Source organism: Lactobacillus equicursoris DSM 19284 = JCM 14600 = CIP 110162, assembly GCF_001434815.1.
Lineage (GTDB): Bacteria > Bacillota > Bacilli > Lactobacillales > Lactobacillaceae > Lactobacillus > Lactobacillus equicursoris.
Genome location: NZ_AZDU01000030.1, coordinates 1 through 25,693, shown reverse-complemented (window position 1 = coordinate 25,693; position 25,693 = coordinate 1). Strand labels below are relative to the sequence as shown.

Annotated in this window: 23 protein-coding genes; 6 read left to right on the top strand and 17 right to left on the bottom strand. The window is 50.5% G+C overall.

Translation table 11 applies throughout. The features are described 5' to 3' along the window. Positions 1 to 303 precede the first annotated feature (303 nt). From FC20_RS06645 to FC20_RS11080, 5 genes are all read left to right on the top strand, one after another. Positions 304 to 972, top strand: a complete 669-nt coding sequence (locus FC20_RS06645) for a type II toxin-antitoxin system RelB/DinJ family antitoxin (protein ID WP_008461089.1) — start codon at positions 304 to 306, stop codon at positions 970 to 972. 214 nt (positions 973 to 1,186) lie between these two features. Then, positions 1,187 to 3,070, top strand: coding sequence for a type IV secretory system conjugative DNA transfer family protein (locus FC20_RS06640; protein ID WP_008461092.1), 1,884 nt, complete (start codon positions 1,187 to 1,189; stop codon positions 3,068 to 3,070). Between the two features lie 151 nt (positions 3,071 to 3,221). Further along, positions 3,222 to 3,647: a 6TM ABC transporter family protein gene (locus FC20_RS10360; protein ID WP_008461094.1), complete on the top strand. Its 426-nt coding sequence runs from the start codon at positions 3,222 to 3,224 to the stop codon at positions 3,645 to 3,647. Next, positions 3,530 to 4,057 (top strand): ATP-binding cassette domain-containing protein, encoded by a 528-nt coding sequence (locus tag FC20_RS06630; protein ID WP_081586767.1) that lies wholly within the window; start codon positions 3,530 to 3,532, stop codon positions 4,055 to 4,057. Before FC20_RS10360 ends, FC20_RS06630 begins: the two co-directional genes overlap by 118 nt. Continuing rightward, on the top strand, positions 4,044 to 5,669 hold the full coding sequence (locus FC20_RS11080; RefSeq protein WP_229772279.1) for an amino acid ABC transporter ATP-binding/permease protein: 1,626 nt from the start codon (positions 4,044 to 4,046) through the stop codon (positions 5,667 to 5,669). The genes FC20_RS06630 and FC20_RS11080 overlap by 14 nt, the downstream gene beginning before the upstream one ends. 60 nt (positions 5,670 to 5,729) lie before the next feature. Here FC20_RS11080 and sufB read toward each other — a convergent pair whose 3' ends face one another. From sufB to sufC, 5 genes are read right to left on the bottom strand one after another with little or no spacing between them, the layout of a single operon-like run. Beyond that, complete coding sequence (sufB, locus tag FC20_RS06620; protein WP_008461104.1) at positions 5,730 to 7,151, bottom strand: Fe-S cluster assembly protein SufB; 1,422 nt, start codon at positions 7,149 to 7,151, stop codon at positions 5,730 to 5,732. A gap of 8 nt (positions 7,152 to 7,159) precedes the next feature. Next, the gene (gene sufU, locus FC20_RS06615; RefSeq protein ID WP_008461106.1) at positions 7,160 to 7,627 is read right to left on the bottom strand and encodes a Fe-S cluster assembly sulfur transfer protein SufU; all 468 of its coding nucleotides are present in this window, start codon (positions 7,625 to 7,627) and stop codon (positions 7,160 to 7,162) included. Next, complete coding sequence (locus FC20_RS06610; RefSeq protein WP_008461107.1) at positions 7,614 to 8,837, bottom strand: SufS family cysteine desulfurase; 1,224 nt, start codon at positions 8,835 to 8,837, stop codon at positions 7,614 to 7,616. Before FC20_RS06610 ends, sufU begins: the two co-directional genes overlap by 14 nt. Then, a complete protein-coding gene (gene sufD, locus FC20_RS06605) occupies positions 8,818 to 9,984 on the bottom strand; it encodes a Fe-S cluster assembly protein SufD (protein WP_051011261.1) in 1,167 nt (388 codons plus the stop codon). The genes FC20_RS06610 and sufD overlap by 20 nt, the downstream gene beginning before the upstream one ends. Before the next feature lies 1 nt (position 9,985). After that, the gene (gene sufC, locus FC20_RS06600; protein ID WP_008461112.1) at positions 9,986 to 10,765 is read right to left on the bottom strand and encodes a Fe-S cluster assembly ATPase SufC; all 780 of its coding nucleotides are present in this window, start codon (positions 10,763 to 10,765) and stop codon (positions 9,986 to 9,988) included. 165 nt (positions 10,766 to 10,930) lie between these two features. Here sufC and FC20_RS06595 point away from each other — a divergent pair, with 165 nt between their 5' ends. Further along, positions 10,931 to 11,377, top strand: a complete 447-nt coding sequence (locus tag FC20_RS06595; protein WP_056945345.1) for a GNAT family N-acetyltransferase — start codon at positions 10,931 to 10,933, stop codon at positions 11,375 to 11,377. A gap of 108 nt (positions 11,378 to 11,485) precedes the next feature. Here the strand turns inward: FC20_RS06595 and FC20_RS06590 are convergent, their stop codons facing one another. The 12 genes from FC20_RS06590 to FC20_RS06535 all read right to left on the bottom strand — a co-directional run bounded on the left by FC20_RS06590 (position 11,486) and on the right by FC20_RS06535 (position 25,545). Next, complete coding sequence (locus tag FC20_RS06590; protein ID WP_008461114.1) at positions 11,486 to 11,977, bottom strand: PTS sugar transporter subunit IIA; 492 nt, start codon at positions 11,975 to 11,977, stop codon at positions 11,486 to 11,488. A gap of 5 nt (positions 11,978 to 11,982) precedes the next feature. Then, entirely contained in the window at positions 11,983 to 12,480 is a 498-nt protein-coding gene (locus FC20_RS06585; RefSeq protein ID WP_008461115.1) for a hypothetical protein, read from the bottom strand. Next, positions 12,480 to 13,262, bottom strand: a complete 783-nt coding sequence (locus FC20_RS06580) for a MurR/RpiR family transcriptional regulator (protein WP_008461116.1) — start codon at positions 13,260 to 13,262, stop codon at positions 12,480 to 12,482. The genes FC20_RS06585 and FC20_RS06580 overlap by 1 nt, the downstream gene beginning before the upstream one ends. A 104-nt stretch (positions 13,263 to 13,366) precedes the next feature. Continuing rightward, positions 13,367 to 15,250 (bottom strand): PTS sugar transporter subunit IIBC, encoded by a 1,884-nt coding sequence (locus FC20_RS06575; protein WP_008461117.1) that lies wholly within the window; start codon positions 15,248 to 15,250, stop codon positions 13,367 to 13,369. Between the two features lie 73 nt (positions 15,251 to 15,323). Continuing rightward, positions 15,324 to 16,658, bottom strand: a complete 1,335-nt coding sequence (locus tag FC20_RS06570; protein ID WP_008461118.1) for a family 4 glycosyl hydrolase — start codon at positions 16,656 to 16,658, stop codon at positions 15,324 to 15,326. 350 nt (positions 16,659 to 17,008) lie between these two features. Next, positions 17,009 to 17,470, bottom strand: coding sequence for an SsrA-binding protein SmpB (smpB, locus tag FC20_RS06565; RefSeq protein WP_008461119.1), 462 nt, complete (start codon positions 17,468 to 17,470; stop codon positions 17,009 to 17,011). Between the two features lie 18 nt (positions 17,471 to 17,488). Beyond that, on the bottom strand, positions 17,489 to 19,870 hold the full coding sequence (rnr, locus tag FC20_RS06560; protein WP_008461120.1) for a ribonuclease R: 2,382 nt from the start codon (positions 19,868 to 19,870) through the stop codon (positions 17,489 to 17,491). A gap of 79 nt (positions 19,871 to 19,949) precedes the next feature. After that, positions 19,950 to 20,183, bottom strand: a complete 234-nt coding sequence (gene secG, locus FC20_RS06555; protein WP_008461121.1) for a preprotein translocase subunit SecG — start codon at positions 20,181 to 20,183, stop codon at positions 19,950 to 19,952. 54 nt (positions 20,184 to 20,237) lie between these two features. Continuing rightward, complete coding sequence (locus FC20_RS06550) at positions 20,238 to 22,310, bottom strand: LTA synthase family protein (RefSeq protein WP_008461122.1); 2,073 nt, start codon at positions 22,308 to 22,310, stop codon at positions 20,238 to 20,240. A gap of 17 nt (positions 22,311 to 22,327) precedes the next feature. Next, the gene (locus FC20_RS06545; protein ID WP_008461123.1) at positions 22,328 to 23,341 is read right to left on the bottom strand and encodes a lysylphosphatidylglycerol synthase transmembrane domain-containing protein; all 1,014 of its coding nucleotides are present in this window, start codon (positions 23,339 to 23,341) and stop codon (positions 22,328 to 22,330) included. Then, on the bottom strand, positions 23,334 to 24,380 hold the full coding sequence (locus tag FC20_RS06540; protein ID WP_008461124.1) for a glycosyltransferase family 4 protein: 1,047 nt from the start codon (positions 24,378 to 24,380) through the stop codon (positions 23,334 to 23,336). The genes FC20_RS06545 and FC20_RS06540 overlap by 8 nt, the downstream gene beginning before the upstream one ends. After that, positions 24,367 to 25,545 carry a glycosyltransferase family 4 protein gene (locus FC20_RS06535; protein ID WP_008461125.1) on the bottom strand — a complete coding sequence of 393 codons (1,179 nt, stop codon included), beginning with the start codon at positions 25,543 to 25,545 and terminating at the stop codon, positions 24,367 to 24,369. Before FC20_RS06535 ends, FC20_RS06540 begins: the two co-directional genes overlap by 14 nt. Between the last annotated feature and the right edge of the window lie 148 nt (positions 25,546 to 25,693).

Below are 25,693 nucleotides of genomic sequence, written 5' to 3'. Positions count from 1 at the left end.
AGCTGCTTGCTCGCCGCGACAACAAATATTAGTATACTCGCTTAAATCAATTCGTCAAATCAGCCTTTTTGTCCGGAAATTCAAATGAACACGAGGGAACGTTGTTATAACTGCCTCTCCTCGATAAAGAACAATCGTTGATCGAATTCGCCCCTCCTGCCCAGGCAGCTTAAAGAATATTCGCTTTTTGCCAATTTTTCGCCCGAAAATTCAGCAAAATTTTTTTACTTTTTCCTAAATTCGGTTAGAATAGACATAGTAAAGCATTTTCTATACAACTACTTACTATAGGAGCGATGCCATATGGTTCAAATGTCACAAATCAACTTTAAGATCCCAACCGATGAAAAGGACAAGGTCGTAGAAATTTTCAACTACTACGGCTTAGACCTGTCAACCGGGATCAAGATGTACTTAAAAGAAGTCGCCCATACCGGGACCATCCCCTTGAAGTTGACGCCGATGCGAACGGTCGCTGACGCCGACTTGTCCCCGCTTGCCCCGGCAGCGACTAATCTTGAAAAAGCTGACGATCCAGACTACTTTGCCGAAGTCTACACCGCCGGTGGGGGCCACAACAACGAAATCACCGATGATTCGCCTGCTGCTTGGGCCTACCTGATCCGGATCAATGGCGAAGATGCTTTTGACGGGAGCGGCGGCGTTCCCGGTGCTTCCAGCAATCAAATGGAAATCACCGCTTTTATGGAAGCTTTAAAAAAGCTCACCGAACTCGGCTATACCGATAAAAAGATCCGCTTCCTGCTCAACTCCCAATACGTTATCCAGTGCGTGCAAGGCAACTGGGCTCGCCGGTCCAACCTGGACCTTTGGCACGAGATCGACAAGTACCTGGCCAAGTTTACGGAATTCAATCCGGCCAAAGACATCAAGTACACCCCAAATCACCAGGGCCTCTACGGCACCGACTACGTAAGACGGCTATACAAGGATTACATGAAACAAATGTAAAAAGAAGGATTCACCTGAATCCTTCTTTTTTTGCGCTTTTTTGCCCCAAAAGCTAAATCTAGTGCCCTCACCTATCTAAGCTCTATATATAGTGTACAACTATAAGTCTCTAGTTGATTGATGTTTTTCACTTTACCCGAGATGCTTTTTGTGCTATGATAGCTAGCGAAAGGACGGAAAAGCCGTCTGGAGAAATTTGGAAAGGATTTTTAACATGTCTACTCAAGATTTTAGCTACCACATCATCGGCAAAGACGCAGACGATTCCGCACACATGGGCTTTGGCGCCGCTCGCAAGCCAAAAGACGCTATCGACCCGGCCATTGCCAACCAGTACCTGAAGATCAATGACCAAAAGGGCAGCTTCCCTGGCTACGGCGGGTTGCCGGTTTGGTACCAGCCGGCCAACCTGGCGACTAAAGAACTCTTGAGTCCTGACGCCAAAATCACGGCTGATACCCGAGAAATCCTGCAAAAAGTCGTCCACCAAGAAGAAAATAACGGCTACTACTACATCGACCAATCCACCGTCAACTCCATGATAGTCGGGGTTACCCGGTCCGGCAAGGGGCAAAAAATCATCCTGCCTCTTTTAAGCAACTTGGCCCGGGGCGAAAAAAAGCCGACCGTCATCATCCATGACCCTAAAGGCGAACTCTTGAGAGACAGCGGCAGCTTTTTTAAGGCTAATGGCTACAAGATTTACAACTTCAACCCCAGCGACTCCACTAGCAGCTCCCACTGGAATATTTTTGAAACGGCCTACCAAGCCATCGTTGCGGAAAACAAGGATTCCTTTGATGAGGCTGTAAAAGAAATGGTCGACATCTTTGTTCCAGAAGAAAGCATCGCCAATGAGAAATATTGGAATCTAGCTGCCAGAACTGCTTGCGAAGCCTTATTACGCTACTTCTTAATCACCAGCACCTACCAGACGGTAGAGGACTCTCCTTCTTGTTACCACTTGACTTTAGCCAAAAAGCCTCCCGTATACCGCGACTTCATCGCCTTTGTCACCGACTGCGTCACGCTCAGCAACAACCGGCAACTAGAAGTCGACGAAAAGCTCGAGCTTGCCTGCATGTTGAAACACTACGACGACGCTAGATCACTTAGCACCACTTACGATTATCAAGGCAAGATTGAGCCGATTCTAACCACGCCAGAAGCCTGTCTGCTCCTGTGCCAAGATAATGAGGAAAGTGGTCTTAATCCACGGTCAACTTTTTGGTATCAGCAAATCGCCTCGGCCCAGGAGCTCTGGATGAATACTTTGCCAAGTGCTGATAGAACGCGTTCCTGCATCTTGAGCTGCATGACTGGTCCCATGGGACAGCTGGAGTCAAGTAGCCTCTTTGAAATCACCAGCGATAACGAGATCAACTTCCCAGACCTGTTAAAAGAACCAAGCGTAGTCTACCTGCAAAGCTCGGTTCGGGCGCCGCAATTAAATGGCTTCTTAACCCTCTTTATCAACCGCTTCTACAACTACGTCTTTGACCAAGACCGCCAGACCCAGCAGCCAGGCGACCACCGCCGGGTCCACTTCGTGATCGACGAGCTGCCTTTGCTAAGCAAGATCCCCAACCTCAGCGGCAAACTAGCCAGCGGACTGGGCAGCCAGCTGCTGTTTGACCTGGCCATCCAAGACATCGACCAGCTAAAGAGCCGCTATGACCAAGAAGCCGACAGCATCTTGGCCAACTGCTCAAACCTGATGTTCATCGCTGGAGACGGCGCGACCATCGACTACCTGGTCAAGCGGTCGGCTGGGCTCTTGACCCAAGAAGACCTGACCTACAAGGCTGACAACACGGTCTACCTCTTCCGCTCCCTGGTTCCGCAAAAAATGCTGGGTCACAACCAGGCCAGCCTGCCGATCTGTTGCCAGACGATGCCCTTTTACTTCATGATTGCCAGCACCAAGCCTTTTACCCTGCCGAAAAAGGAGGAAAAAAAGCGCCCAACTTCCCTGGAATACCTGACGGACTATAAGGAAGAGAAGGAAGAGAAAAAGAAAATCACGGTCCGCATCCCCGGCAACCCCGTTGCTGACGACTCGCTCTATGATGTCACATCAGACGATCTGCCATTTTAAAACGCAACAAGCCTGAGTACCTTAGTACTCAGGCTTTTTTGCACTTATTACCCCAGTATTGCCAAATCCCCATATGCAATTTTTTACATAATTTCCTATAATGGACTTATTTCATCTAGTCACGATTATCAAGAAAGGAACTTTTTCAATCATGATCAAAAGCAGATTGCTGAAACAATTAGGCAAGTCTAGCTATTACGTCCTCTGGCAGATCCTGCTCAAGTGGACCGGCCTAATCGGCCAAATCTTCGTCATCTTCGCTGCCGCCCGCATGCTGACCAGCGGCCAGGCAAACTCTTTAATAAAGCTGATCGCCGGGATCGTCATCCAGGTGGTCAGCCTCGTCCTTTACAACCAGGCCAGCTTTTTAGCCATCGCCCGGGTCAAGGAGGTCCTGCGGGAAAAAATCTATGCCAAGCTCCTGCGCCTGGGCAACCATAACCCGGTCACCCCAGCCGAATTGACCCAAGTGACCTCACCGCCGCCATCACCAGTGTCAGCGAAAGCAGCTATCTCTTTGCCGGCAGCATCCGGGACAACCTGCTGGCTGCCAAAACGGCTAGCGACGACGAGCTGATCGATGTCTTAAGCCGGGTCCAGCTCTGGGACTTTTTGCAAAAAAGAGCCGGACTCGGCACGGTCTTGACGACTAACGCTGCCAACCTGTCAGGCGGGCAAAGGCAGCGCCTAGCCATCGCCCGGTCCTTGTTAAAAGACAGCCAGATCTACATCTTTGACGAGGCCGACATCATGGCCATTTTCCAAGAACTGGCCAAGACCAAAACCGTTATCTTGATCACCCACCGCCTGGCCAACGCTGCCTTGTGCGACCGCATCTTTTTCCTGGAAAAGGGACAAATTACGGAAAGCGGCACCCAGGACGAGCTGATCCAAAAGGCCGGCGCCTACGCCCAGCTCTACCAGCAGCAAGCCGCACTTGAAAGCTACGCCCAGTTAGGAGGCAAAAATGAAAATGAAAAAGACTAAAATCAATCCCCTCTTGCGCCTCTTGAAATTGGTCAAGCCCCTGTGGCCGGCCATGCTGGCCGCCATTTTCCTTGGCACCGCCGGCCACCTGGCCGCCAGCTTTGTCACCATCTCCGCCGTAATGGCTGCCGGAAAGCTTTTTGCCGGGCAAGCCGCTACTAGCCTATTAATCCTGGTCCTCATTTGCGGCCTCGCCCGCGGACCTCTCCACTACGGGGAGCACTACTTCAACCACCTGATCGCCTTTAAATTGCTGGCCCTCCTCCGGGTCAAGCTCTTCCATGCTTTGCGCCGGCTCAGCCCCGCCAAATTGGAAGGAAAAAATAAGGGGGAGCTGCTGGCCCTGATCACCGGCGACATCGAGCTCTTAGAAATCTTTTACGCCCACACCATTTCCCCTGTCGCCATCGCCAGCCTCTACACCCTCTGCATGGTCTACTTTATCGGCCACTATTCCTGGCTGCTCGCCTTCTGGGCTCTAGCCTTTTACCTGATCGTGGGCCTGGTCATCCCGGCGGTCAACGCCCGCTTGACTAGCCTGCCCGGCCAAGCCATCCGGGAAAAAATTTCCCGCCTCAGCGGCTTTGTCTTAGACTCCATCAAGGGGAGCGAGGAAATCCGGCAATTTGGCCAAGGGCAAAAGCGCCTAGAAAACTTGCAAAAAGCCGATCAGGAATTAACCAAGGCTCAGCAGCGCCTGGCTGCTTTAGGCAACTGGCAGCAAGCCGCCACGACCTTGGCCATCCAGATCGCAAGTGCCGGCATGCTGGTCTTGAGCCTGCTCCTTAGAAAACATGGCATGACCCTGGCCGGCAGTCTAACGGTGACAGCCACCATGATGTCCTCTTTTGGCCCAGTCGTTGCCTTAAGCGCCTTGTCAACCAGCCTGGCTCAAACCGCCGCCAGTGCCCAGCGGGTGCTAGACATCTTAGACGAAGAACCGGTTGTTAGCGAAAACGAGTCTGGGGAAGAACCTACTTTTAGCCAAGCCGACCTCCAAAAAGTGACCTTTACCTACCCCGATGGGGACCAGCCGGTCTTAAAGGATTTTTCACTTCACATCCCCAAGGGAAAAATCATCGGCATCCATGCCCCTAGCGGCAGCGGCAAGTCGACCATCTTGAAACTTCTCGCCCGCTTTTACGATGCCAGTGAAGGACAAGTTTCAATCTCAAATACCGATATCAAGAAAATCAAAACCTCAGCCCTAAGGCAGCTGGAAAGCTATGTCCCCCAAGATACCTGGCTGGCCAGTGAGACGATCGAAGCCAATATCAAGCTGGGCCAAGCAGCCACTAGAGCCGAAGTCATTCAAGCCGCCAAAAAGGCTAGCCTGCACGACTTTATTTTGACTTTGACAGAAGGCTACGACACCAAACTTGGCGAAGGGCAGCAGCTGTCTGCTGGGCAAAAGCAGCGGCTGGGGATCGCCCGGGCCTTTTTGCATGACGGCGACCTCTTCTTGCTGGACGAGATCACGGCCAACCTGGATGCCTTAAACGAAGGGATCATCCTCAAGGCCTTGAAAGAAGAAAGCCAGGACAAGACCATCGTCATCGTTTCTCACCGCTTGTCCACCCTGGCCATCGCCGACCAAATCATTACTTTGTAAAAAAAACATCAATTAAAGCAAATAAAAACGTCTGGAAATCATCCAGACGTTTTCTTTTTCCTAGCCAATCGAACCTACCATCTGATACTTGATCAGGCGGTTCAATTCAACGGCATATTCCATCGGCAATTCCTTGGTAAAAGGCTCCAAAAAGCCCATGACGATCATTTCGGTCGCCTTGGCTTCCGAGATCCCCCGGCTCATCAGGTAGTAAAGCTGCTCTTCAGAAATCTTGGATACCTTGGCCTCGTGCTCCATGGAGACGTTACCGTTTAAGACTTCATTGTAGGGGATGGTGTTGCTAGCCGACTGGTCATCCATGATGATCGTGTCGCACTCAACGTGGGCTAAAGAGCCATCGCTGTCCGGGTTAAAGCGGACTTGCCCCCGGTAGTCCACCCGGCCACCGTCTTTACATAAGGACTTAGACACGATAGAGCTGGTGGTATAAGGGGCATTGTGGACCATCCGGGCCCCGGTGTCGGAGTCGATGCCGCGCCCCTTAGTGTCGCAGCCGGCAAAGGCGATCGATAGCATGGTGCCCCGCGCTCTTGGTCCATTCAAGTAAACGCTCGGGTATTTCATGGTGACTTTCGATCCCAGGTTGCCGTCCACCCATTCCATGGTCGCATTCTCTAGGGCCTGGGCCCGTTTGGTTTCCAGGCTGTAGACATTGTCTGACCAGTTTTGGATGGTGGTGTAGCGGCAGTAGGCATCCTTTAAGACGTTGACTTCAACGACCGCGGCATGCAGGCTGTCAGCTGAATAGTTGGGAGCCGTGCATCCCTCCACATAATTGACGCTCCCGCCCTCATCAACGATGATCAGGGTCCGCTCAAACTGGCCGCTATTGCCGGCATTGATCCGGAAGTAGCTCTGAATCGGGACCTTGGCTTGGACGCCTTTAGGCACGTAAATAAAAGTCCCGCCCGACCAGACAGCCGAGTTCAAGGCCGCCATCTTGTTGTCGTCTGGCTTGACCAGTTTGCCAAAATACTTTTTGACCAAATCCGGCACCACTTGGACGGCGGCATCGGTCAACATGAACAAGACGCCTTGTCGGGCCAGGTCTTCTTTGATTTTTTCGTAGACGACTTCTGATTCATACTGCGCTGACGACCCGGCCAGGTATTGGCGCTCAGCTTGGGGGACGCCCAGTTTTTCAAAGGTTTCCTTGATCTGGTCCGGCACCTCGCTCCAGTCGCGGACGGCCTTTTTGGCATCTCGGCGGAAGTAGTTGAGGTGGTCAAAGTCGATCTTGGTCAAGTCCGGCCCAAAAGTGGGCAGGGGCAATTTCAAATAGGTCTGGTAGGCCTTCAAGCGAAAGTCCAGCATCCAGTCTGGCTCATTTTTCGCCGCCGAAATCTGCCGGACGACCTCTTCGCTCAGCCCCTCGCCGGTCGTATAGATCGGGTCGATGTCATCTTTAAAGCCGTATTCGTATTCATGGTCCAGGGACCGTAAGGTTTCATCTTTTTCCATTTTATCTGTCACTTGCCTTCTTGCTTCCTTTCAATCGCCTCAGCAACAGCCTGCCAGGGCAAAGCCGCGCACTTGATCCGGGCCGGGAACTGACTGACGCCGGCCAAGAGGGTGGCGTCGCCTAGTTTCTTTTTATCGTCTTCTGCCAAGTCATGTCCTTCTAGCATTTGGTAAAAGGCCGCCTTCATTTTCGTCACGTCGCTCAGCTTTTTCCCCAGAACCTGCTCGGTCATGATGGCGCTTGAGGCCTGAAAAATGGTGCAGCCGCTGGCCAGGCAGGCGATTTGATCGATTTTTACCATTTCGCTGCCTTCGTCATCCGCAAATTTCACCTGCAGGGTCACCTGGTCCCCGCAGCTGTGGTTGATCAGGCGCACTTCTTGGTCCAAAATTTCCAGCGGCTGCGCATACTTGGGGTGAGCCGCATAATCCAGCAGGATGGTCCGGTACAGCTGACTTAATTTATCTAAGCCCATGGAAAAACTCCTTTGCTTCTTTGACGCCGGTAATTAAGGCACTAACGTCTTCTTCATTATTGTAAAAAGCGAAGCTGGCCCGCACCGTTCCTGGAACCTGCAAAAAGTTCATCATTGGCTGGGCGCAGTGCTGGCCCGCCCGGACGGCAATGCCTTGGGTGTCCAGGGCCGTTGCCAGGTCATGGGGGTGGATCCCTGCTAGGTTAAAGGAAACGATCCCGCCGCCTTGACCATAAACTCTGACGCCGGGGATGGCCCGCAGGCCGGCAGCTGCCGCTTTTCCTAGTTCAGCTTCTCTTGCCGCAATCTTGTCTAAGCCAATCTCAGTCAGGTAGTCAATGGCTGAGCCTAACGAAATGGCGCCCGACACATTCTGACTGCCGGCTTCAAACTTGTAGGGGGCCTTTTTATAAGTCGCACTGGTCAAGCCCACTTCTTCGATCATTTCTCCGCCAAAAAAGAGGGGACGGGTGGCTTCCAGCAATTTTTTCTTGCCATACAAGACCCCGATTCCAGTCTGGCTCAGCATCTTGTGGCCGGAAAAAGCGTAAAAGTCCGCATCCAGCTTTTTCACGTCAACCGGCAGATGGCCTGCGGCCTGGGCTCCGTCGATGACGGCAACCCCGCCAGCTTGGTGGACCAGGTTGATTAATTCAGCAATTGGCTGGTTCGTCCCCAAGACATTGGTCACCTGGGCAATGGCTAAGATTTTCGTTTTCTTGCCAATTATTTGCTCTTTTTTTACCCTTTCAACATCAACTTTGCCTCCCAAATCTAGAGGCAGATACACTAATTTAGCCCCCGTCATTTTCGCCGCTTCCTGCCAAGAAACCAGGTTGCTGTGGTGGTCGGCGGCCGTCACGGCGATCTCATCCCCTGGCCTTAACACCGGCAAGCCATAGCCAAAGGCCGCCAGGTTCAGACTAGCCGTCGCCCCGGCTGTCAAGACGATTTCGCTTCGGTCAGCTCCGATAAACTTAGCCACCTGCTCCCGGGCCCCTTCATAGAGGTCAGTTGTCCTTTGCGACAATTCATAGGTTCCCCGGTAAATATTGGCATTGTCTTTTTGATAAAAAGCAGCTATCGCATCGATCACCACTTGGGGCTTTTGGCTGGTGGCCGCATTGTCCAGGTAAACTAAAGGCTGACCATTCATCTTGCTTTTTAAAATTGGAAAATCTTCCCGAATCTCAGTCCAGCTCCTGCCCATCGATCAGCTTCCTTTCTACCATGGCAAAGAGGTCCTGACGGACCGCCTCGTCTGGAATCTTGGTCAAAACCGGTCCCAAAAAGCCCCGGATGACCAGGCGCTCGGCCACGGGCTTGGCGATCCCCCGGCTCATCAGGTAGTAGAGCTGCTGCTCATCGACCCGGCCAACGCTGGCAGCATGCCCGGCAAAAACGTCGTTATCGTCAATCAGCAAGATGGGGTTGGCATCGCCCCTAGCCTTTCTTGACAGCATCAAGACCCGGTTTTCTTGCTGGGCATTGGCGCCCTTAGCCCCCTTCATGACGTGGCCGATTCCATTAAAGACCAACTTGGACTTTTGCAGGATGACCCCGTGCTGGAGGATGCGGCCGTCAGACTTTCTCCCATAATTATTAACCACCGTATTGAGTCCCTGAACCTGGTCCCCGATGGTAATGGCGATGACGTTCATCTGGGTCTTGGCCCCTTGGCCGTAAAGGTTAGAATCATAGTCGCCCAAAATCTTCCCATCGCTCAGCATCCCCATGGCCCAGTCAACTTGGGCATCCTGGCCCAGCCAGGCGACCCGCTTGAGGTAAGCCGTGGTCTTTGGCCCCAGCCGGTCGATCCCAGCATATTTGACTTTGGCCCCGGCCAAGGCACAGACTTCTACGACTAGGCTAGCTAAGGACTCTTCTTCACCTTGACTTTCCACCTTTTCCAAATAGGAAAATTCCGAATTTTCACCGGCCACGATCAAGACGTGCTGGACGTAGTCCTGCCTTTTCTCCGCATTTTGCAAAAAAGTTACCGCGATCGGCGTAGACAAAACGGTCTTAGGCGGAACATAGACCAAGAGTCCCTGCTCCATCTGGGCTACATGCTCAGCAACTAGGCGATTTTCGTCAATGGGAACGGCTTTTCCAAAGTACTTTTGAACTAAGTCGCCATATTTTTCTAAAGCCTCATCCCAAGGGCAGATAATGACACCTTTTTCCTTAGCTTCCGAATTTTCTTGAACCACAAAGTTGGGCTCGGTCTGGATGGGCCGCTTTAAGTCCACCTGCCAACCGCGGTAGTCCACCTTGGCAAAGTCAGGGTAAGGCAGGCGCTCAGCATCAAATTTGGCTTTTTTTTGCAGGTCCTTGAACCATTCTTTTGCGCTCATCTTAAACACCTTCATCCGTCAGTTCAATGTCTAAGCCCAGTTCGTCCCGCAGCTTGGTGTAGCCTTCTTTTTCTAGCCGCTTGGCCAAATCCGGCCCGCCTTCAGCCACAACCCGTCCCCCCATCATAACGTGGACCTTGTCCGGAATAACGTAGTCAAGGAGGCGCTGGTAGTGAGTGATCATCAAGGTGCCAAAGGCCGGCCCCCGCAATTCATTGACTCCTTTAGACACCACCTTCAAGGCGTCAATGTCCAGGCCAGAGTCGATTTCATCCAAGATGGCAAACTTGGGCTTGATCATCATCATCTGCAGGATTTCATTGCGCTTCTTTTCCCCGCCGGAGAAGCCGTGGTTTAAGTAGCGCTGAGCCATCTCCGGCTTCATGTCCAAGAATGCCATTTTTTCATAAAGCTCTGGCAATAATTCTCTGACCGAAATCGGGTCATCCTCTGGTCGTCTAGCGTTCAAGGCCCCGCGGATAAATTCGGCATTGGTCACGCCTGGAATTTCAGCCGGATACTGCATGGCTAAAAAGAGCCCCGCCCGGGCCCGCTCATCAACCGGCAGACCGAGCAGCTCTTGCCCGTCTAACTTAACGCTGCCGCGGGTCACTTTATAAGCCGGATTGCCCATGATCGACTCAGACAGAGTCGACTTCCCGGTGCCGTTGGGCCCCATGATGGCATGAATTTCACCAGTTTTCAGGGTCAGGTTGACCCCTTTTAGAATTTCCTTGCCTGCAATCTCCACATGCAAGTCGCTGATTGTCAGTTCTGACATTGAAAAAATCGTCCCTTCTCAAAATCTAGTATCGTTAGCTCTTTTATCATACTACAGCTAGTATTTTTATCAGGGCGAAGTTAAAAAATTGCAAAAAACTTTTCTTAAAAAATAGCTTAGATTCTTGCTACAATAGGTCAAAAAACAAATGGAGGATTTAAAATAATGGAAAAAATTCAAGTTAAGCCTTTTAGCGACCTGACTGGCCGGGAAGTCTTCTGCCTCTCCCGCATTCGGGATGAAGTCTTTGTGGCTGAGCAAGGAATCACCGTGCCTGAGCTCGATGACCAAGACCTCGCCGCCTACCATGTCTACCTGCTAAATGAGCAAGAAACCGACGCCTTAGCAGCAGCCCGCTTTTTTGAAGATCAGGGCCGCTACTACATCGGCCGGGTGGCTGTCCAAAAGGCTGCCCGCCGAAAGGGCCTGGCCAGCCAGCTCCTTTCGGCGATTGAAAGCTACGTCTTAGACCAACAGCTCACGGACGCCCTCTACCTCCATGCCCAGGTCAGCGCCAAGCAGCTCTACCTCAAAAATGGCTACGAAGAAGTCGGCCCCATTTTTGAAGAGGCCGGCATCCCCCACCAGCTCATGGAGAAAAAATTGCACTAAAAAAGTCGCCCTGGGAGACCAGGGCGACTAAGCGATTCTTTGTTAGTAAAGAAAGTATTTAGAGGAGTAAAGTAAAAATATTTAGGAAAAAATCAACTGTTTGCGTTACTAGTTGAAAATAATTTCTTGTGCGGTATCACCTGCCTTAACTGGCTTAGGATCAACATCCTTGACTTCTTTCAAGAGATCCATGTTAGTGTAAACCACCATGACCGTGTCGTCTAAGCCGCTATCCGTAATCTTCTTTAAGTCCATGTCAGCCAGCTTTTGCCCAGCCTTGACGCTGTCGCCTTGGGCAACCTGAACGTCAAAAGGCTCGCCTTTCAATTCTACCGTGTCAAGGCCCAAGTGGATCAAGACCTCCAAGCCTTCTGGAGTCTTAACGCCAATGGCATGCTTGGTTGGGAACAAGGTTGAAATCGTGCCGGAAATTGGCGATACGACTTCACCTTCGCTTGGCTTGACCGCAAAGCCATCACCCAGCATCTTTTGGGAGAAGACATCGTCATTGACTTCAGCTAAGGGAATCAAGTCCCCGGTTACTGGCGACACGACCTTGGTGCCTTCATTCTTTTTAGCTTTTTTAAAAAAATTAAACATCGATATCAACCTTTCACTGCTTTAATGGCGAAGACCAGGTAAAAAGCAAAGCAGACTACAAACAAACCGGCGATTAAATAAGTTAAGGAGAGGAGCTGACTAGGCTTGACCTTGCTGTCTTCTGGCAAGTCCTTGCCCTGTCTCAAGCCAAAGATGGCAAAGAAGAGGCAAACCCAATTGCCGACAATCAGCTGGGTCCAAAGCTGGATCTTCATAAATTTGCCAAACTGCTTGCGACTGGCTAAAAGCGCCCCGCCGTCAATCCAGCACATGTAGCCAAGCAGGAAGTCGCCAGCCGCCACGATCAAAGAGACCGTGAGGGACGGACTAGCCGCTACATAGTCAGTAATCAGTTTTCTGGCGGCACTAGCCCGCAGCTGAATCAAAAGAATGTAGAGAAGCGGCGCAAAGAAGAGGATTGCCGTATAGATTCTCATGATTCGCTTGGGGGTTAGCCCAGCTGATTTAGCAAAGCGATCGATCCAAATAGTTTTTTCCTGCATTATAGTGCCTCTCTTTCAAGCCATTCACAATAGCCATCGATTAACAAGTCAATCAAGACATAAGCCGGGCTGAAGCCCCATTTCTTATAATCCGCCTTTTCGCTATACAGGCTAGGCTGGAAGTAGAGGCTGAAGTCTGACAAACTGGACAAGCGACTTTCCTTAATGGTCGTCAGCGACGTAATGGTCAATTTGTCATTAACCAGGCGCAGCTGCTCCAATTGATTACAAAGGTCGTCGTCTTCACCTGAATAAGAGATCACGAAAAGCTGATCATGGTCTTTAACCCAGTTATGGAAAACCTGCAGCTCACTAATTGCCGATGGCATAATCGTTGACGGCTTGCCTGCATCTACGAGGAGCTGGCTGGACAGGTAGTTAGCAATAGAAGCCTGCTGCCAGCCGGTCGTGTAGATGTAGATGTTGTCAGTCTCATGCAACTTTTGGTAGAAACGATCAAAGTCAAGCGTTCTAAAGTAGCTCAGTTCAGCGCGCAAGTTCTTAATTAGCCTTTCGGCAAAAGTCTCCTGCTGCTTGACCATGTGCTGCTCTCCTTTAGCATAATCGGCCAGTTCAAATTTGAGCTCGCTGTAGCCGCTCAAGCCGATCTTCTTGCAAAGGCGAAAAATTGCTGATTCTGACGCATAGAGCTTGCTAGCCAGCTTGGTCAAACTCAGCTCGCTGCACTCCTTGGCATGGTTGAGCAGATAATTCAGAATCTTCTTATCTGAACCATTTAAATTGCTCGCGTGATCAACAATTTTTGCCTTTAATCCAGCCATAAAAGTCCTCCCTGTTAACTGATGCATTCGTTTTCATTCAATTACCAGAATAACACTTTTATGGATCAACTTACATCATTTAAGCTTTTTTTGTTAAAAAGCTGTTACATGATTTCTTTCATTTTTTCAACGACGCGTTCAGCTTCCAGACCAACCACGATGTCGATCTCGCCATCGTCTCGTCTTTCAACGGAGCTAGCCCCGAATTGCTTGAATTGCGCGTCTTCGCCGACCTTCTTGGTATCAAAGACATGGACTCTGACCCGGGTTGAGCAAGAGGTCAATTCCTGAATGTTGCTCTTGCCGCCTAAGAGGTCTAAGTAACCAGTTGCCTTTTCTTCATCCGGGTCGGCCTCAGTCTTGGCAACGCTGTTACCGCTATCAGCGATAATGCTTTCAATTCTTTCCAAAACTTGGGCAACGTCTAAGCCAACGATGACTTGGATAGCTTGACCGTGACGGACAACGCCGACTGCTTGGTTCTTTCTAAAGGCCGCGTCAGCCCCGACCTTATCAGGATCCTTAACCGTGATCCGCAAACGAGTTGCACAGGAAGTGATTTCTGAAATGTTTTCAGGACCACCCAGTAAAGTGGTGTATGCCGTAGCTCTAGCGATGTATGGGTCGCTGGAGTTTTCGCCAGCTGCTTGGGCAGCTTGTTCAGCAGCCTTGGCTTCCTTGTATTGCTTCTTGTTCATGAGCTTAACTTCTTGGTCATCAGCTTCCCGACCTGGGGTGATGTAGTTAAACTTCACGATCATGAAGCGGAAGACGAAGTAGATAATTGCAGCGTAGATCAAGCCGATGATGAACTGGGCAAGGTAAGCGTGCCAGTGGTTGGCCCAAAGCGGCAGCCAGTTCATGGAAGCAATCCCGATCGCCCCGTCAGTCATTTGACCGGAGACGCCGAAGATATACATAGTCGTGTTCATGGTTGCAGCCAGGACTGAGTAGACAATCCACAAAACTGGCGCAGCAAAGAGGTAAGTAAAGTCGACTGGTTCGGTAATCCCGGCTAAGAATGAAGTCAAAGCAGCTGGCAAGAGCAAGGCTGAAGTCTGCTTCTTCTTGTTCTTCTTAGCAGTGTGGTAAAAGGCCAAGCAGATAGCTGGTACCAGGAAGACTTTTTCATTCCCGTAAAGCATGAAGCCCATGTTTGGTGCCAAGACCTTCAAGGACTTAGTGCTTGCGGCAAATTCGGTCAGGTGCTTGAGCCACCATGGCTGCAAACCACCAGCAACAACGGCTGGACCGTATTGGAATGGGATGTAAACCAGGTGGTGCAGGCCAGTTGGGATGAGGACCCGGTTCAAGAAGTTGAAGATCCAGATCCCGATCAAGCCGCTAGAAGCCATGAATTCTTGTAAGGCGGTGATGCCCAGTTGAACCTTTGGCCAAACCAAGCAGGTCAAGAAGGCCATTGGGAACATGGCCGCAAAGCCTAAGATAACAACGAAGGCTGAGCCTTGGAAGGTCCCCAAGAAGTCAGGCAATTTCTTGTCAAAGTAGCGGTTGTGCAGCCAGACCACGATCCCGGCAATGATCAAGGAACCAACGATACTGGTATCCAGGGTCTTGATCCCGCCAATCATGTTCAAGCCTTGGTTGGTGGAGTTGGCCACGATTTGAGTGTTGGCAAAGTCTTTAATCCCAAAAAACTTGCCCCAGTGGGTCAAAAAGCCCCCGATAAAGTAGTTGTAGGTCCAGTAGGTAACGATAGATTCCATCGCTGCCCGCCCTTGGGCCTTTTTGGCTAGACCGATTGGCAGACCAACCACAAAGAGGATGTCGACTTGGTTGAAGACGGTCCAGCCCCCCTGCTGGATGGTGTCCCACAGGCCATACCAGAAGGTGTTGGGGTTAGCCAGCGAGCCAAAGATTAACGCATTGTTCAAAAGGCTCGTGATGGCAACCACGATACCTGCAAATGAGAAAAGCAGGACAGGCACAAACATCGCTGCCCCGAATTTCTGTAGTTTCTGCATCATAAGCTTTTCCTCCCTTTAAAAAGCTTCTCGAGTGAGTTCTATTTTCTATCAATTCTTCTTTATTTCATTCAGCCTATTTGAGGTCTGGCCAATATGGCTTATTAACGACCATCATGTCGTCCAAGATCTTCTTGGCAACTGTTGCATCTGGCACTGTCTTGTTTAAGGCAAAGGCCTGCAGCATCTTGATGTAGGACTTTTGCTCATAGGCATCAACGACTAATTTTTCACAGGTAACTTGTTCCATCATCAGCCCTAATTGGAAGCGGCCAGCTTCACCGACGCAGAGCGGCTGCACGCCGTCGGCACCAAAGAGGCATGGGACTTCGACGATGGCATCGTCTGGGAAGTTGCTGATAGCGCCATTGTTTGGAATGTTGGCCAGGTACTTCTCATGGGTGTTGAAGGCAATTGCGTGGCAGATGTCAATGATGTAGTTGGAGTGAACGGCGCTTTCCCAAAGGTTGCCCTTGGCGGTACCTTCTTTGACGATCCGGGCACATTCACCAAAGACGATCTTTTGCCGGTATTCCAGGATTTCATCGGTTCTGGTGTAGTGCGGGTTGGCGTTTTCCACTTCGTATTGCGGGAAGTAGTAGTACTGCATGTAGTTGTTTGGCAAGGTGGTTGGGTCTAAGGCGTAGCAGTCGGCAACCTTCTTGAAGGTTGCAACCCAGCTGGCTTCGGTATCCTTGTCAAAGTCCCCGCCAACATAGTAGCCGTTCTTCTTAGTGTATTCCTTCAGCATTGGCATCAGGTCTTCGCCGGTCTTCTTGTTGGTAACGCTCTTCCACCAGCCAAAGTGGTTTAAGCCGTAGTAGGTGAAGTCCAGGTCCTTGAAGCTCTTTAAGCCGGCAATGGCTGCCATCCGGCCCATGTCGTCGATTGGCATGTCGCAGATGTTGACGATCTTGGCATGTGGACGGAAACGCCGGCAGGCTTCAGAAACGATGGCAATCGTGTTGGAATAGTTGACCATCCAAGCATTTGGAGAGTACTTTTCCATAAAGTCAATAATTTCAATGATTGCAGGGATGGACCGCAGGCCGTAAGCCATGCCTCCGGGGCCGGTCGTTTCTTGACCGTTAACCCCGTATTTGAGCGGAATCTTTTCATCCTGGCTGCGCATCTCATACTTGCCCACCCGAATGGAGCCTAAGACGAAGTCCACGTCTGTAAAGGCTTCTTCTGGGTCAGTGGTGTACTCAAATTCAACGCCTGGCGCCTTTTCCTTAACGATAATGGCACAGGCATCCCCGATCTTCTTTTGTCTTTCGGCGTCAATGTCGTACAGCTTCAGTTTTCTCAAGGGAAGCTTGTCTTGGTTGGCGCAAAGGCTGATTACGAAGCCTGGGGTGAAGGTGCTGCCGCCGCCCGCAATAACAACTGAAAATTTCTTATCTGACATAACTCAATTGCTCCTTACAAAAGAATTGTTTTATCACATTTTCGTGAGCTAGCTTACATAGTTTATTATGTCACGATTCCAGAAAATGTGAAGCGGTTACACAAACTGAGGACTTTATTTCAGAGTTAAGAAATGTATTTCACTTTGGCGAAAAATATTTCAGCGAAGATATTAAAAAAGCTGTTCCAATCACGGAACAGCTTTGATTTTCATTATCTAATTTTATTTAGCTGTTTTTGCCCCCGACAGTCACTTTCAACACTTTTAGAAATTTTTTTAATTTATTTCCTATACGCTTATAGAAAAGCCAATCCTCCCCAAACAAAAAGACCCACAAATGTGGATCTTTTCTAGATGCCATATTTACGACGCAAATCTCTCTCTTGATCGCGCTTTTTAATGGTCTCTCTTTTATCGTATTCTTTCTTACCTTGGGCAACCCCAATCAAGACTTTGGCAAAGCCATGTTTAATGTAAACTTTCAAAGGAACGATGGTCATCCCTCTTTGCGCTTTAACCTCAGCCAGCTTGGCAATTTCCTTTTTATGCAAAAGCAGGCGTCTTGATCTCAGTGGATCATGGTTGTAACGATTGCCTTCTTTATATTCATCAATATGCACATTTTCTAAAAAAGCTGAGCCATTGATGATCTGCACATATCCGTCCCGCAGGCTGACATGTCTTGCCCGAACCGACTTGATCTCCGTCCCCGTCAAGGCAATCCCCGCTTCGTAGGTGTCCTTGATGAAGTAATCGTGTCTTGCCTGCCGGTTTTGTGCTAAGACATTATCTTCTTTCTTCTTTTCTTTCACTCAGAAAGCCCCCTAACTTTAGCGCGGGCGCTTGCTGCTTTGCCCCAAGCGCTGGCCGCGGTTGTTCTTGCTTACCTTGTGCTGGCGGTCGCCGCTGTAGCCCTTCCGGCGGTCACGATTGCCGCGGCCACCATGGCCGTTCCGGTTATCGCGGTTTCGGTCACCCCGGTAGCGGCCCCGGCCGTTTCTGCCTTGCCCCCGGTCGTTATGTGGACGCTTTTTAGCATCGGGATCGTAAACTTCAAAGTCTAATTGGTGCTGCTCAACGTTGGCGTTGGTCAAAACCACCTTAATTGGCATCCCTACCTTATATTGCTTGTGCGTCCCCCGGCCCGTCAAGGTCATGGTCTTTTCATCGTATGAGTAGAAGTCATCCTTTAAGTTAGAGATGTGGATCAAGCCTTCCACCGTGTTTTCCAGCTGGACGAACATGCCAAAGCTAGTGACCGATGAAACAACGGCATCAAACTTTTGCCCTACCTGGTCAGCCATGTACTCGGTCATCTTCAGGTCGTTAGTTGCCCGTTCAGTGTCAATAGACCGGCGCTCTTGGGTTGAGGTTTGCTCAGCCACTTCTGGCAATTCGCTGGCAAAGTGTTCCTTGACCTCATCGCCCATCCCTTCTTCTAAGTAGGTGTGAATCATCCGGTGGACCATGGTGTCTGAGTACCGTCTGATTGGGGACGTAAAGTGAGTGTAGTACTTAGCCGCAATCCCGAAGTGGCCCAGGGGTTCTTCAGAATAGTGGGCCTGCTTGAGACTCCGCAGCATCATCATTTGGACAACTGCTTCTTCTGGCGTGCCCAGGGTCTTGGTGACAACCTTTTGCAAGTCTAAAGGTTTGACGTCATTAGGGTCAGCCTTGATGTTTAAGCCAAAGGCGCTGCAGAATTCAAAGAATCTGGTAATCCGATCAGCTTCTGGCGTTTCATGCACCCGGTACAAAAATGGCACGTGCTTCTTGTAGTAGGCTTCGGCTACCGTTTCGTTGGCCAGCAGCATGAAGGATTCAATCATCTTTTCGGCCGTGCCCCGTTCGTGGAGAACGATGTCAACTGGCTTGCCCTTGTCGTCAACGATGATCTTGGCTTCTGGCTCTTCAAAGTCGATGGCGCCGCGGTCATGTCTTTGCTGGTAAAGGACTTCGTGCAAATCTGCCATTTCCCGCAGCATCGGCCGGACCTTGACATACTTGTCTTCCAGGTCGCTGTCAGGGACATCGGTCAAGGCTTGGTTAACCTTGTTGTAGGTTAGCCGGCCATGTGACCGCATGAGGGATGGATAGATGTCGTAGCCTACCCGCTCACCATCTGGAGTAATTTCCATGTCGCAGGACAAGACCAAGCGGTCCACGCCTTCGTTTAAGGAACAAATCCCGTTTGACAGTCTAAATGGCAGCATCGGGATCACCCGGTCAACCAAGTAAGTACTGTTGCCCCGGGCAAAGGCTTCCCGGTCTAGTGGCGTGCCTTCTTTAACGTAGTGGGCGACATCGGCAATGTGCACGCCCAAATGGTAGTTGCCGTTAGGCTTTTTCCAAACAACGACGGCGTCGTCAAAGTCTTTGGAGTCATCGCCGTCGATGGTAACAGCTGCTTGGTCCCGGATGTCCCGCCGGCCCTTCTTCTCTTCGTCAGTCACGTGGTCAGGAATGGCGTTGGCCTGGGCCAGGGCGTCTTCTGGCCAGTCCACCCGGATATCGTGTTCCGCCACAATGGACATGATGTCCACGCCCGGGTCGTTTTTGTTACCGATGACTTCCACCACGGCCCCGGTCATGGAGTCTGGGATGTCTTGACTTGGGTAGTCCTTGATGGTTACCTTGACCATGTCGCCCAGTTGCGGGATGATCCCTTGATCAGACACATATACCTTGTACTTCTTAAACTTCTTGTTAGTGGAAATCACGTAGCCGGCAAAGTGGCTGATCTTGACCTGGAGGTCTTCTAAAGGCGTGTATTCCCCAACTAAAGAGCTGGTCCCTCTTTCCAGGATTTCCAGCACTTCCCCTTCTGGGCCCTTGCCGTTCCATGGGTTGCCGCCAACCGTGATCTTAACCTTGACCCGGTCGCCGTCTAGAGCCAGTTTAGTATTGTCAGCCCCGATAAAAATGTCGTCAGCTTCTTCATCATCTAAGCGGACAAAACCAAAGCCCTTGTCATTGGCCCGAAAGACGCCTTCGACTTCAGTGTTTTCCTGGGTCAATTGGTAGCGGCCGTTGCCGTCAGTGATGATCTTTTTCTCATGTTCTAAAGTCGCCAAAGACTTGATCAGGTCGGTAAAGTTGCCAAGGCGGTCCCGCCGGGCCTGGCGCTCGATCTGTTCTACAGTGAACTGTCTTTGGGGATTGCGGCGGAAGATTTCAAGCACTCCCGCCAATGCAGCTTCGTTTTGCGTCATAGATTCTCCATTACTCGTTTATTCTTAATATGTTTTTTGCTAAAAAAAAGCCTCCCATCAACTGATCGGGAGGTCTTGATTATTTAGAAGACAGAATTGCCAAAATAATCGAAAAAGCGAAGAAGAGTACCAACAGTACTGAGGTTACCTTCTCCATAAAGGCTTCAAAGCCCCGCTTCTTAGTTTGTCCGCTGAATACGGCACCACCTGACAAAGCGTTCAAGGCATCTTGTTGCTTTTGTGGCTGCATCATTGTTGCAAAGATGATCAAGATTGAAACAATGATCAACAGCGTCATGATCACGTTATACACTGTACTGCCTCCAATTTATTCTACAATTACTCAGCTATTATATCATACTCCAGCTTACTTTGTCTTAGTTTTTTTCAGTTCTGGCGCATCCGTTTTGTAAAGACTAGTTGCATCCTTCTTGCCCAGCTGGCTCTTCAGGCTGGTCTTGGACTTGGCCGCCTTTTTCAGCTTAGCCAAAGCCGCCGTCTTGTTGTAGTCAAAGTCGCTGGTATCCACCTTCTTAAACCAAGACGGCTTGTAAAAGCGGAGCAGGTTCCCGGTCATCACCCGGTCTGACAAGGATAACTGCGTCGTCACCTTGTTGGCCAAGATGCGGCACTTGGCCTTATCCTTTTTGCTGGTGACCTTTTTCGCGGTCTTGGTGTAGTAGTAGCTGCTGCCCACCTTGGTAAAGGTCGGCGAAATAAAGTTGCCGTTTCGCTGGGCCACCAGCTGCGGGTTGTCTTTACTCAAGAGGTCATGGCCAAAAAGAATCATCTTCTTGCTAGAAATGCCGAGCAGGTTCAAGAGCGTCGGCATGACGTCAATTTCCCCGCCATAGGTGTGCTTGACCCCGCCTTTTAAAGCGGGTGAATAGAACATGAGCGGCACCCTTTGGTACTGCTGGTCCTCAAATTCGCCGTAGTTCTTGATCCCGGTCAACTGGGCCATAGCCTCGTTATGGTTGTTGGAGATGCCATAGTGGTCCCCGTAAAAGACCAGGAGGGTCTTTTTATCCAGACCAGTCTTCTTCAGCCAAGTCATCAGCTCGCCAATAGCCTGGTCTAAGTAGTGGACCGTTTGCACGTAGCCGTCCACCGTGGAGTCCCCGGTCGTCGTCTTTTTGATCGACTGGTTCTGCTTGTCCAGCATGTAGGGGTAGTGGTTGGTCACCGTGATTAATTTCAGGTAAAAAGGCTGCGGCAGGCTGGCAATGTACTTAGCCGATTCTTTTAAGAAGATCTTGTCCTTTAAGCCGTAGCCTAGATACCAGCTGTCTTGGTAGTTATAGTAGTTCAAGGACATAAAGTACTGGTAGCCAAAGGACTTGTAGGCATTGTTCCGGTTCCAAAAAGAACCCGTCCCCCCGTGCATGACGGCAGTCGTGTAGCCAGCCTTTTGACTAAGGATGGCCGGCATGCTTTCAAAGGTGTTGCTAGTGCCGTAAGTCGACATGGCCGACCCCGACTGGACCCCGAAGAGGGAATTTTCCAGCATCATTTCCGCATCTGACGTCTTCCCCTGTCCAACTTGGTTGAAAAAGTTATCAAAGGCCAGGGTGTGCTTGTTTTTATAGAGCTTGTTTAAATTCGGCGTAACTTCCTTGCCCTGCCACTTGTAGCCAATCAGGAACTGCTGGAAGCTTTCTAGGTGGATATAGATCACGTTCTTGCCCTTGGCGACCCCGGTATAAGCGGAATTGGGCTGGACGTAATTTTGCTTGATGTACTTTTTAACAGAAGACAGGTCTGACACCTTGGCATTGGCCATCTGGGCACTGGTCTGGGCCGTCTTGACCCCGTCGTAGATGGCGTACTCGTTGATGCCGAGGTACTTGACGATGTAGTTGTTGTCAAAAGTTCTGGTCAAGAGGCCCGACCGGTCCTGCTGGGCCAAGAGCAGGTTGACCCCGGCCAGCAAGATGGCGCCCACTTCGATCCCGGTCTTTAATTTCCAAGACTTGGGCCGCAGGTCCATCTTAATGGCCTTGGTTGCCAGCAAGATGGTCAAGATTGCCGGGTCTAAAAAGGCTAAAAAGTCGCTTCCTTTTAAAATGCCGGCAATGCTTTTGCCCAAATTCTCCGACGCGCTGCCAGAACTCTGCATCAAGGAGAAGGATAAAAAGTTGGAAAACTCCCGGTAATAAAGGATGTTGGCAAAGAGCCAGGTGGCCAGGATCAAGTCAATAATGATCATCAGCCAGTAGGACTTGCGCCCCTTGACCAGCATCCCGATCCCGAGCAGGAGCAGCGCCGACGGAATCGGGTTTAAAAAGAGCAGGAAGTACTGCATCCCGCTGCTGGCTCCCAGGCTAAACTTGGTCAGGTAGATCAAGGAGCACTTCAGCCAGTAGCCAAAAACCGCTAGCGACAAGAAGGCCGTCTTTGACGTCCTCAGCCAATTGCCAAAAGCAGCTAATTTTTTCATGAAATACCTCGCTTAGATTATTCGCGAATTTTCGCCGGCTTAATGCTCCAGGCAAAAATCCCCAAAATCATCCCAAAGAAATAAGTGGCAAAGCGCCAGACGAACATGGCCGCGACCACCAGGCCAGGCTTAGCGATAAAGCTGGCAAAGAGGGTCTGGAAGCTGAATTCCGCCCCGCCGCTAGCCCCCGGTACCGGAATGACAGCCATGAACATGATAATTAAGATGGTCATGATGGTTACTTGGAAATAGCTGACCGAAAGGCCAAAGGCATAGAGGGTCAGATATGGCGCTGAATAATAGCAAAGGAGCTGCAAGATAGTGAGCGGAATGACGCCCCACAGCTTCTGCTTTTCTTTTTTCAAGGCCTGGCTTTCTTGGTAAAAGCTCTCCACTTGGGCTAGGGTTGCTTCTTCCCAGGACTGTACCTTGTCTTTAGGCAAAAATTTGCCTAAGAAGGCCATGAGCTTTTTGACCATCCGCCGGGTCCAGTCATGGGCAAACATGGCGAGCAGGAGCAGGATGATCGAAGACACGTGGAGGGCAAAGCCGATAAAGATGAAGATGGCCAACCCGGCAAACTTGCTGGCAACCAGGGAAAAGCCGCTGGCAAAGGCGGTCAGATAAGCCGCCAAAACCACCAGCTGGTAGCAGATGAATTTCATCATCAAAATTGAAGTTGACCGGCCAATCGGCATCCCCATTTCGGCCATGGCCGCCAGCTGGGACGGCTGCCCGCCCGTCGCCATCGGGGTAATCCCGTTAAAGAGGGCCTGGATCAAGGGGATGCGGAGGTAGGACCAAAAACTGCGCTTAGCTTCGCCCGGCCTTTTAGCTAAGAGCCGCAAGATCAGGGCCTCGCAGAGATAAGACAAGAGCATGGCCAAAAAGACCAGGGCCACCTTGCCCAGATTAATTTGCTTAGCAGCAGCGGCCAAGACTTTTACCGGCGTTTCCTTGAGGTCAAAGTATAAAACAAGGCCGGAGATCAAGAGGACAACAATGATCCCCCAGAAAGATTTTCTATTCATAAATCTGCCCTAGTTCCCGGCCGATCTGGTACTGCTCGGTGTAAAAGTCCTTCCAGATTTCGGCCAAATGATCTTCAGAATACTGCTGGCTAGCCCGCCGAGACAGGTCCTGGTAGTGGGTCAGGATGTTAGGGTGGCTCAGGGCAAAGTGCAGCTGGTCGTTTAAACCATCAAAGTCTTTACCCGCCAGGTAGTAGCCATCGATAATGGCCCGGTAGAGGTCAAGATCGCGGAGCAGCACCGGCGTCCCGCAGCTGAAGGCTTCTAGAACTGACATTGGGAAGAGCTCGTCAAAAGATGGAAGCAAGAACAGATCTGCCATGTTCAGGTAGTCCACCAATTTTGGCCGGTCGATGATGCCGGTAAAGATCAGGTTCTTCGGCGGGTTGTCGACTAACTTTTTAAAGTGGTCATAGCCATCCGTGATCTTGCCAAAGGAGAAGCCGCCGGCCCAGACGAATTGGACGTCAGGGTTGGCTTCAGCCAGCTTGGCAAAGTCGTCAACGCCCTTTCTGGCCTGCACTTGCCCGTCGCCAAAGACGACGAACTTGTCTAGCGGAATCCCCAGCTCCTTCCGAGTCGCATTCTTTTTGGCCTGGCTTTGCTCGTAAAATTCGCTCTTAGCCACAAAGTTGGGGATGTAGCGGATCTTGCTCCGCTGCAGGCCGTAGTCGGTCAACTTGTCGATGAAAATCGGGTTCACCACCACGATCTGGTCCATCCGCTTATAAAAGTCAATTACGTAGTTGTAGAAGACTTTTTTGGCTGGGGCTGGCAATTTGATTGATCCTTCTAAGGTATCCGGCAAAAAGTGCACGTAGCCGATCTTCCGGCCCCGGGCCTTGGAAAAGCTGTTAGCAAAGTAAGTCGGGTTGATGGTGTGGTAGTGGGTCAGGTCGCTTTTGCCATACTTGTTGACGGTCACGTAGAAGTCGTCCACCAAGTGGGTTCTAAGCAAGCGGAGCAGTTCTAAGTAGGCCGCCCCCACGCCTTGGCCGGCAACGGAGTCAGCTTGGGAAAAATGGTTAATTCTGATCATCTTTGTTTTTATCCTCTTTCACTTGGTAGTTGTCGATGGCAAATTGGTAAAAGTCGCACACGCGGCTGGCAAAGCGGGATGCAGAAATTTCATCCAGCTTTTTAGCTAGGAGGTCCTCAGGGATTTCAATCCGTCCTTGGCGGAGATAGGCTTCAATCGCCTCTTTCATCTGCCGGTAGGTTTCAAAAGTCGTCCCGTAGACTGGGTTGTCAAAGACCTGGTCGGTGTATTCAGTCTTGTAGACCACGCAGCGGCGGCCGTTGGCCAGGGCCTCAATATAGGTCAAGCCTTGCGTTTCGGTGTCACTGGCTGAGACAAAGAGGTCAGCCATCTGGTAGTAGCTCCCTACCTGGTCGTGTTCCACATTGCCGGTAAAAATGACGTGCCCTTCTAAAGTCAGGCGTTCAACTTGATCTTTTAACTGGTCAACGTCTGGACCATCGCCAGCGATCACAAAAATTAGGTCTGGAAATTCTTCTAAAAGTTCCGGCATCACCTTCAAGATGTGGCTGATCTTCTTTTCAGCTGCCACCCGGCCCAAAGTCAGCATGACCGGCGTGTCTTCACTGATGCCCAGCTTTTTTCTTAAATCGATCTTTTCACCCTGACTGACGGCTTCTAGGTCAACCCCAGTCGGAATTACCCGCATCGGGATTTCCACCCCGTAGCGGGTCAATAAATTGGCTACGCGGGGGCTAGGCGCAATCACTCCGTCCATATTCTTTAAGTAGCCCTTGGTAAACTGCTTGACGTGGACTGGCCGCAGAAGATGGCCGTTTAAGACGTAGTGCAGGTAGTCTTCATACATGGTGTGGTAGGTGTGAATGGCCGGAATCTCCAGTTGCTTGGCCACAAACTTGCCAATGCTGCCCATAGAAAATTCGGTTTGCGTATGCACGATATCCAGGTTGACTTCCTTAGCCACCTTGACTGCTTCAAAGAAGCCCCGAAAGGCGATTCGGCGCTCAGAAAAGCCAATAAAGGGCACAGAGCTGAAGCGGAAGATGTTGGCTTCTATAGTGTCCTTGTCCACGCCCGGATCGGTCGTGGTAAAAATAAAGACGTTATGACCTTGCGCTTCCAAGGCTTCCTTTAAAGTTTTGATTGAAGTCGCTACACCGCTGTTTTGCGGAAAGTAGGTATCTGTAAACAGGCCAATATTCATAGTAACTTTTATTTCCTCCATACTATCCTTTATATTATAGAAAATCCCTAAAAGAGGTGCAAACCTCTTAAGAAAAACGCTAAAAACAAAAAAACGGCTCAAATGAGCCGTTTAAACATAGCGGTGATCGGGGTCGAACCGATACGTC

Coding starts and splice junctions, on each gene's coding strand:
- FC20_RS06645 (WP_008461089.1), top strand. CDS start 304: ATGGTTCAAATGTCACAAATCAACTTTAAGATCCCAACCGATGAAAAG.
- FC20_RS06640 (WP_008461092.1), top strand. CDS start 1,187: ATGTCTACTCAAGATTTTAGCTACCACATCATCGGCAAAGACGCAGAC.
- FC20_RS10360 (WP_008461094.1), top strand. CDS start 3,222: ATGATCAAAAGCAGATTGCTGAAACAATTAGGCAAGTCTAGCTATTAC.
- FC20_RS11080 (WP_229772279.1), top strand. CDS start 4,044: ATGAAAAAGACTAAAATCAATCCCCTCTTGCGCCTCTTGAAATTGGTC.
- sufB (WP_008461104.1), bottom strand. CDS start 7,151: ATGGAAAAAGATGAAACCTTACGGTCCCTGGACCATGAATACGAATAC.
- sufU (WP_008461106.1), bottom strand. CDS start 7,627: ATGGGCTTAGATAAATTAAGTCAGCTGTACCGGACCATCCTGCTGGAT.
- FC20_RS06610 (WP_008461107.1), bottom strand. CDS start 8,837: ATGGGCAGGAGCTGGACTGAGATTCGGGAAGATTTTCCAATTTTAAAA.
- sufD (WP_051011261.1), bottom strand. CDS start 9,984: ATGAGCGCAAAAGAATGGTTCAAGGACCTGCAAAAAAAAGCCAAATTT.
- sufC (WP_008461112.1), bottom strand. CDS start 10,765: ATGTCAGAACTGACAATCAGCGACTTGCATGTGGAGATTGCAGGCAAG.
- FC20_RS06595 (WP_056945345.1), top strand. CDS start 10,931: ATGGAAAAAATTCAAGTTAAGCCTTTTAGCGACCTGACTGGCCGGGAA.
- FC20_RS06590 (WP_008461114.1), bottom strand. CDS start 11,977: ATGTTTAATTTTTTTAAAAAAGCTAAAAAGAATGAAGGCACCAAGGTC.
- FC20_RS06585 (WP_008461115.1), bottom strand. CDS start 12,480: ATGCAGGAAAAAACTATTTGGATCGATCGCTTTGCTAAATCAGCTGGG.
- FC20_RS06580 (WP_008461116.1), bottom strand. CDS start 13,262: ATGGCTGGATTAAAGGCAAAAATTGTTGATCACGCGAGCAATTTAAAT.
- FC20_RS06575 (WP_008461117.1), bottom strand. CDS start 15,250: ATGATGCAGAAACTACAGAAATTCGGGGCAGCGATGTTTGTGCCTGTC.
- FC20_RS06570 (WP_008461118.1), bottom strand. CDS start 16,658: ATGTCAGATAAGAAATTTTCAGTTGTTATTGCGGGCGGCGGCAGCACC.
- rnr (WP_008461120.1), bottom strand. CDS start 19,870: ATGACGCAAAACGAAGCTGCATTGGCGGGAGTGCTTGAAATCTTCCGC.
- FC20_RS06550 (WP_008461122.1), bottom strand. CDS start 22,310: ATGAAAAAATTAGCTGCTTTTGGCAATTGGCTGAGGACGTCAAAGACG.
- FC20_RS06545 (WP_008461123.1), bottom strand. CDS start 23,341: ATGAATAGAAAATCTTTCTGGGGGATCATTGTTGTCCTCTTGATCTCC.
- FC20_RS06540 (WP_008461124.1), bottom strand. CDS start 24,380: ATGATCAGAATTAACCATTTTTCCCAAGCTGACTCCGTTGCCGGCCAA.
- FC20_RS06535 (WP_008461125.1), bottom strand. CDS start 25,545: ATGAATATTGGCCTGTTTACAGATACCTACTTTCCGCAAAACAGCGGT.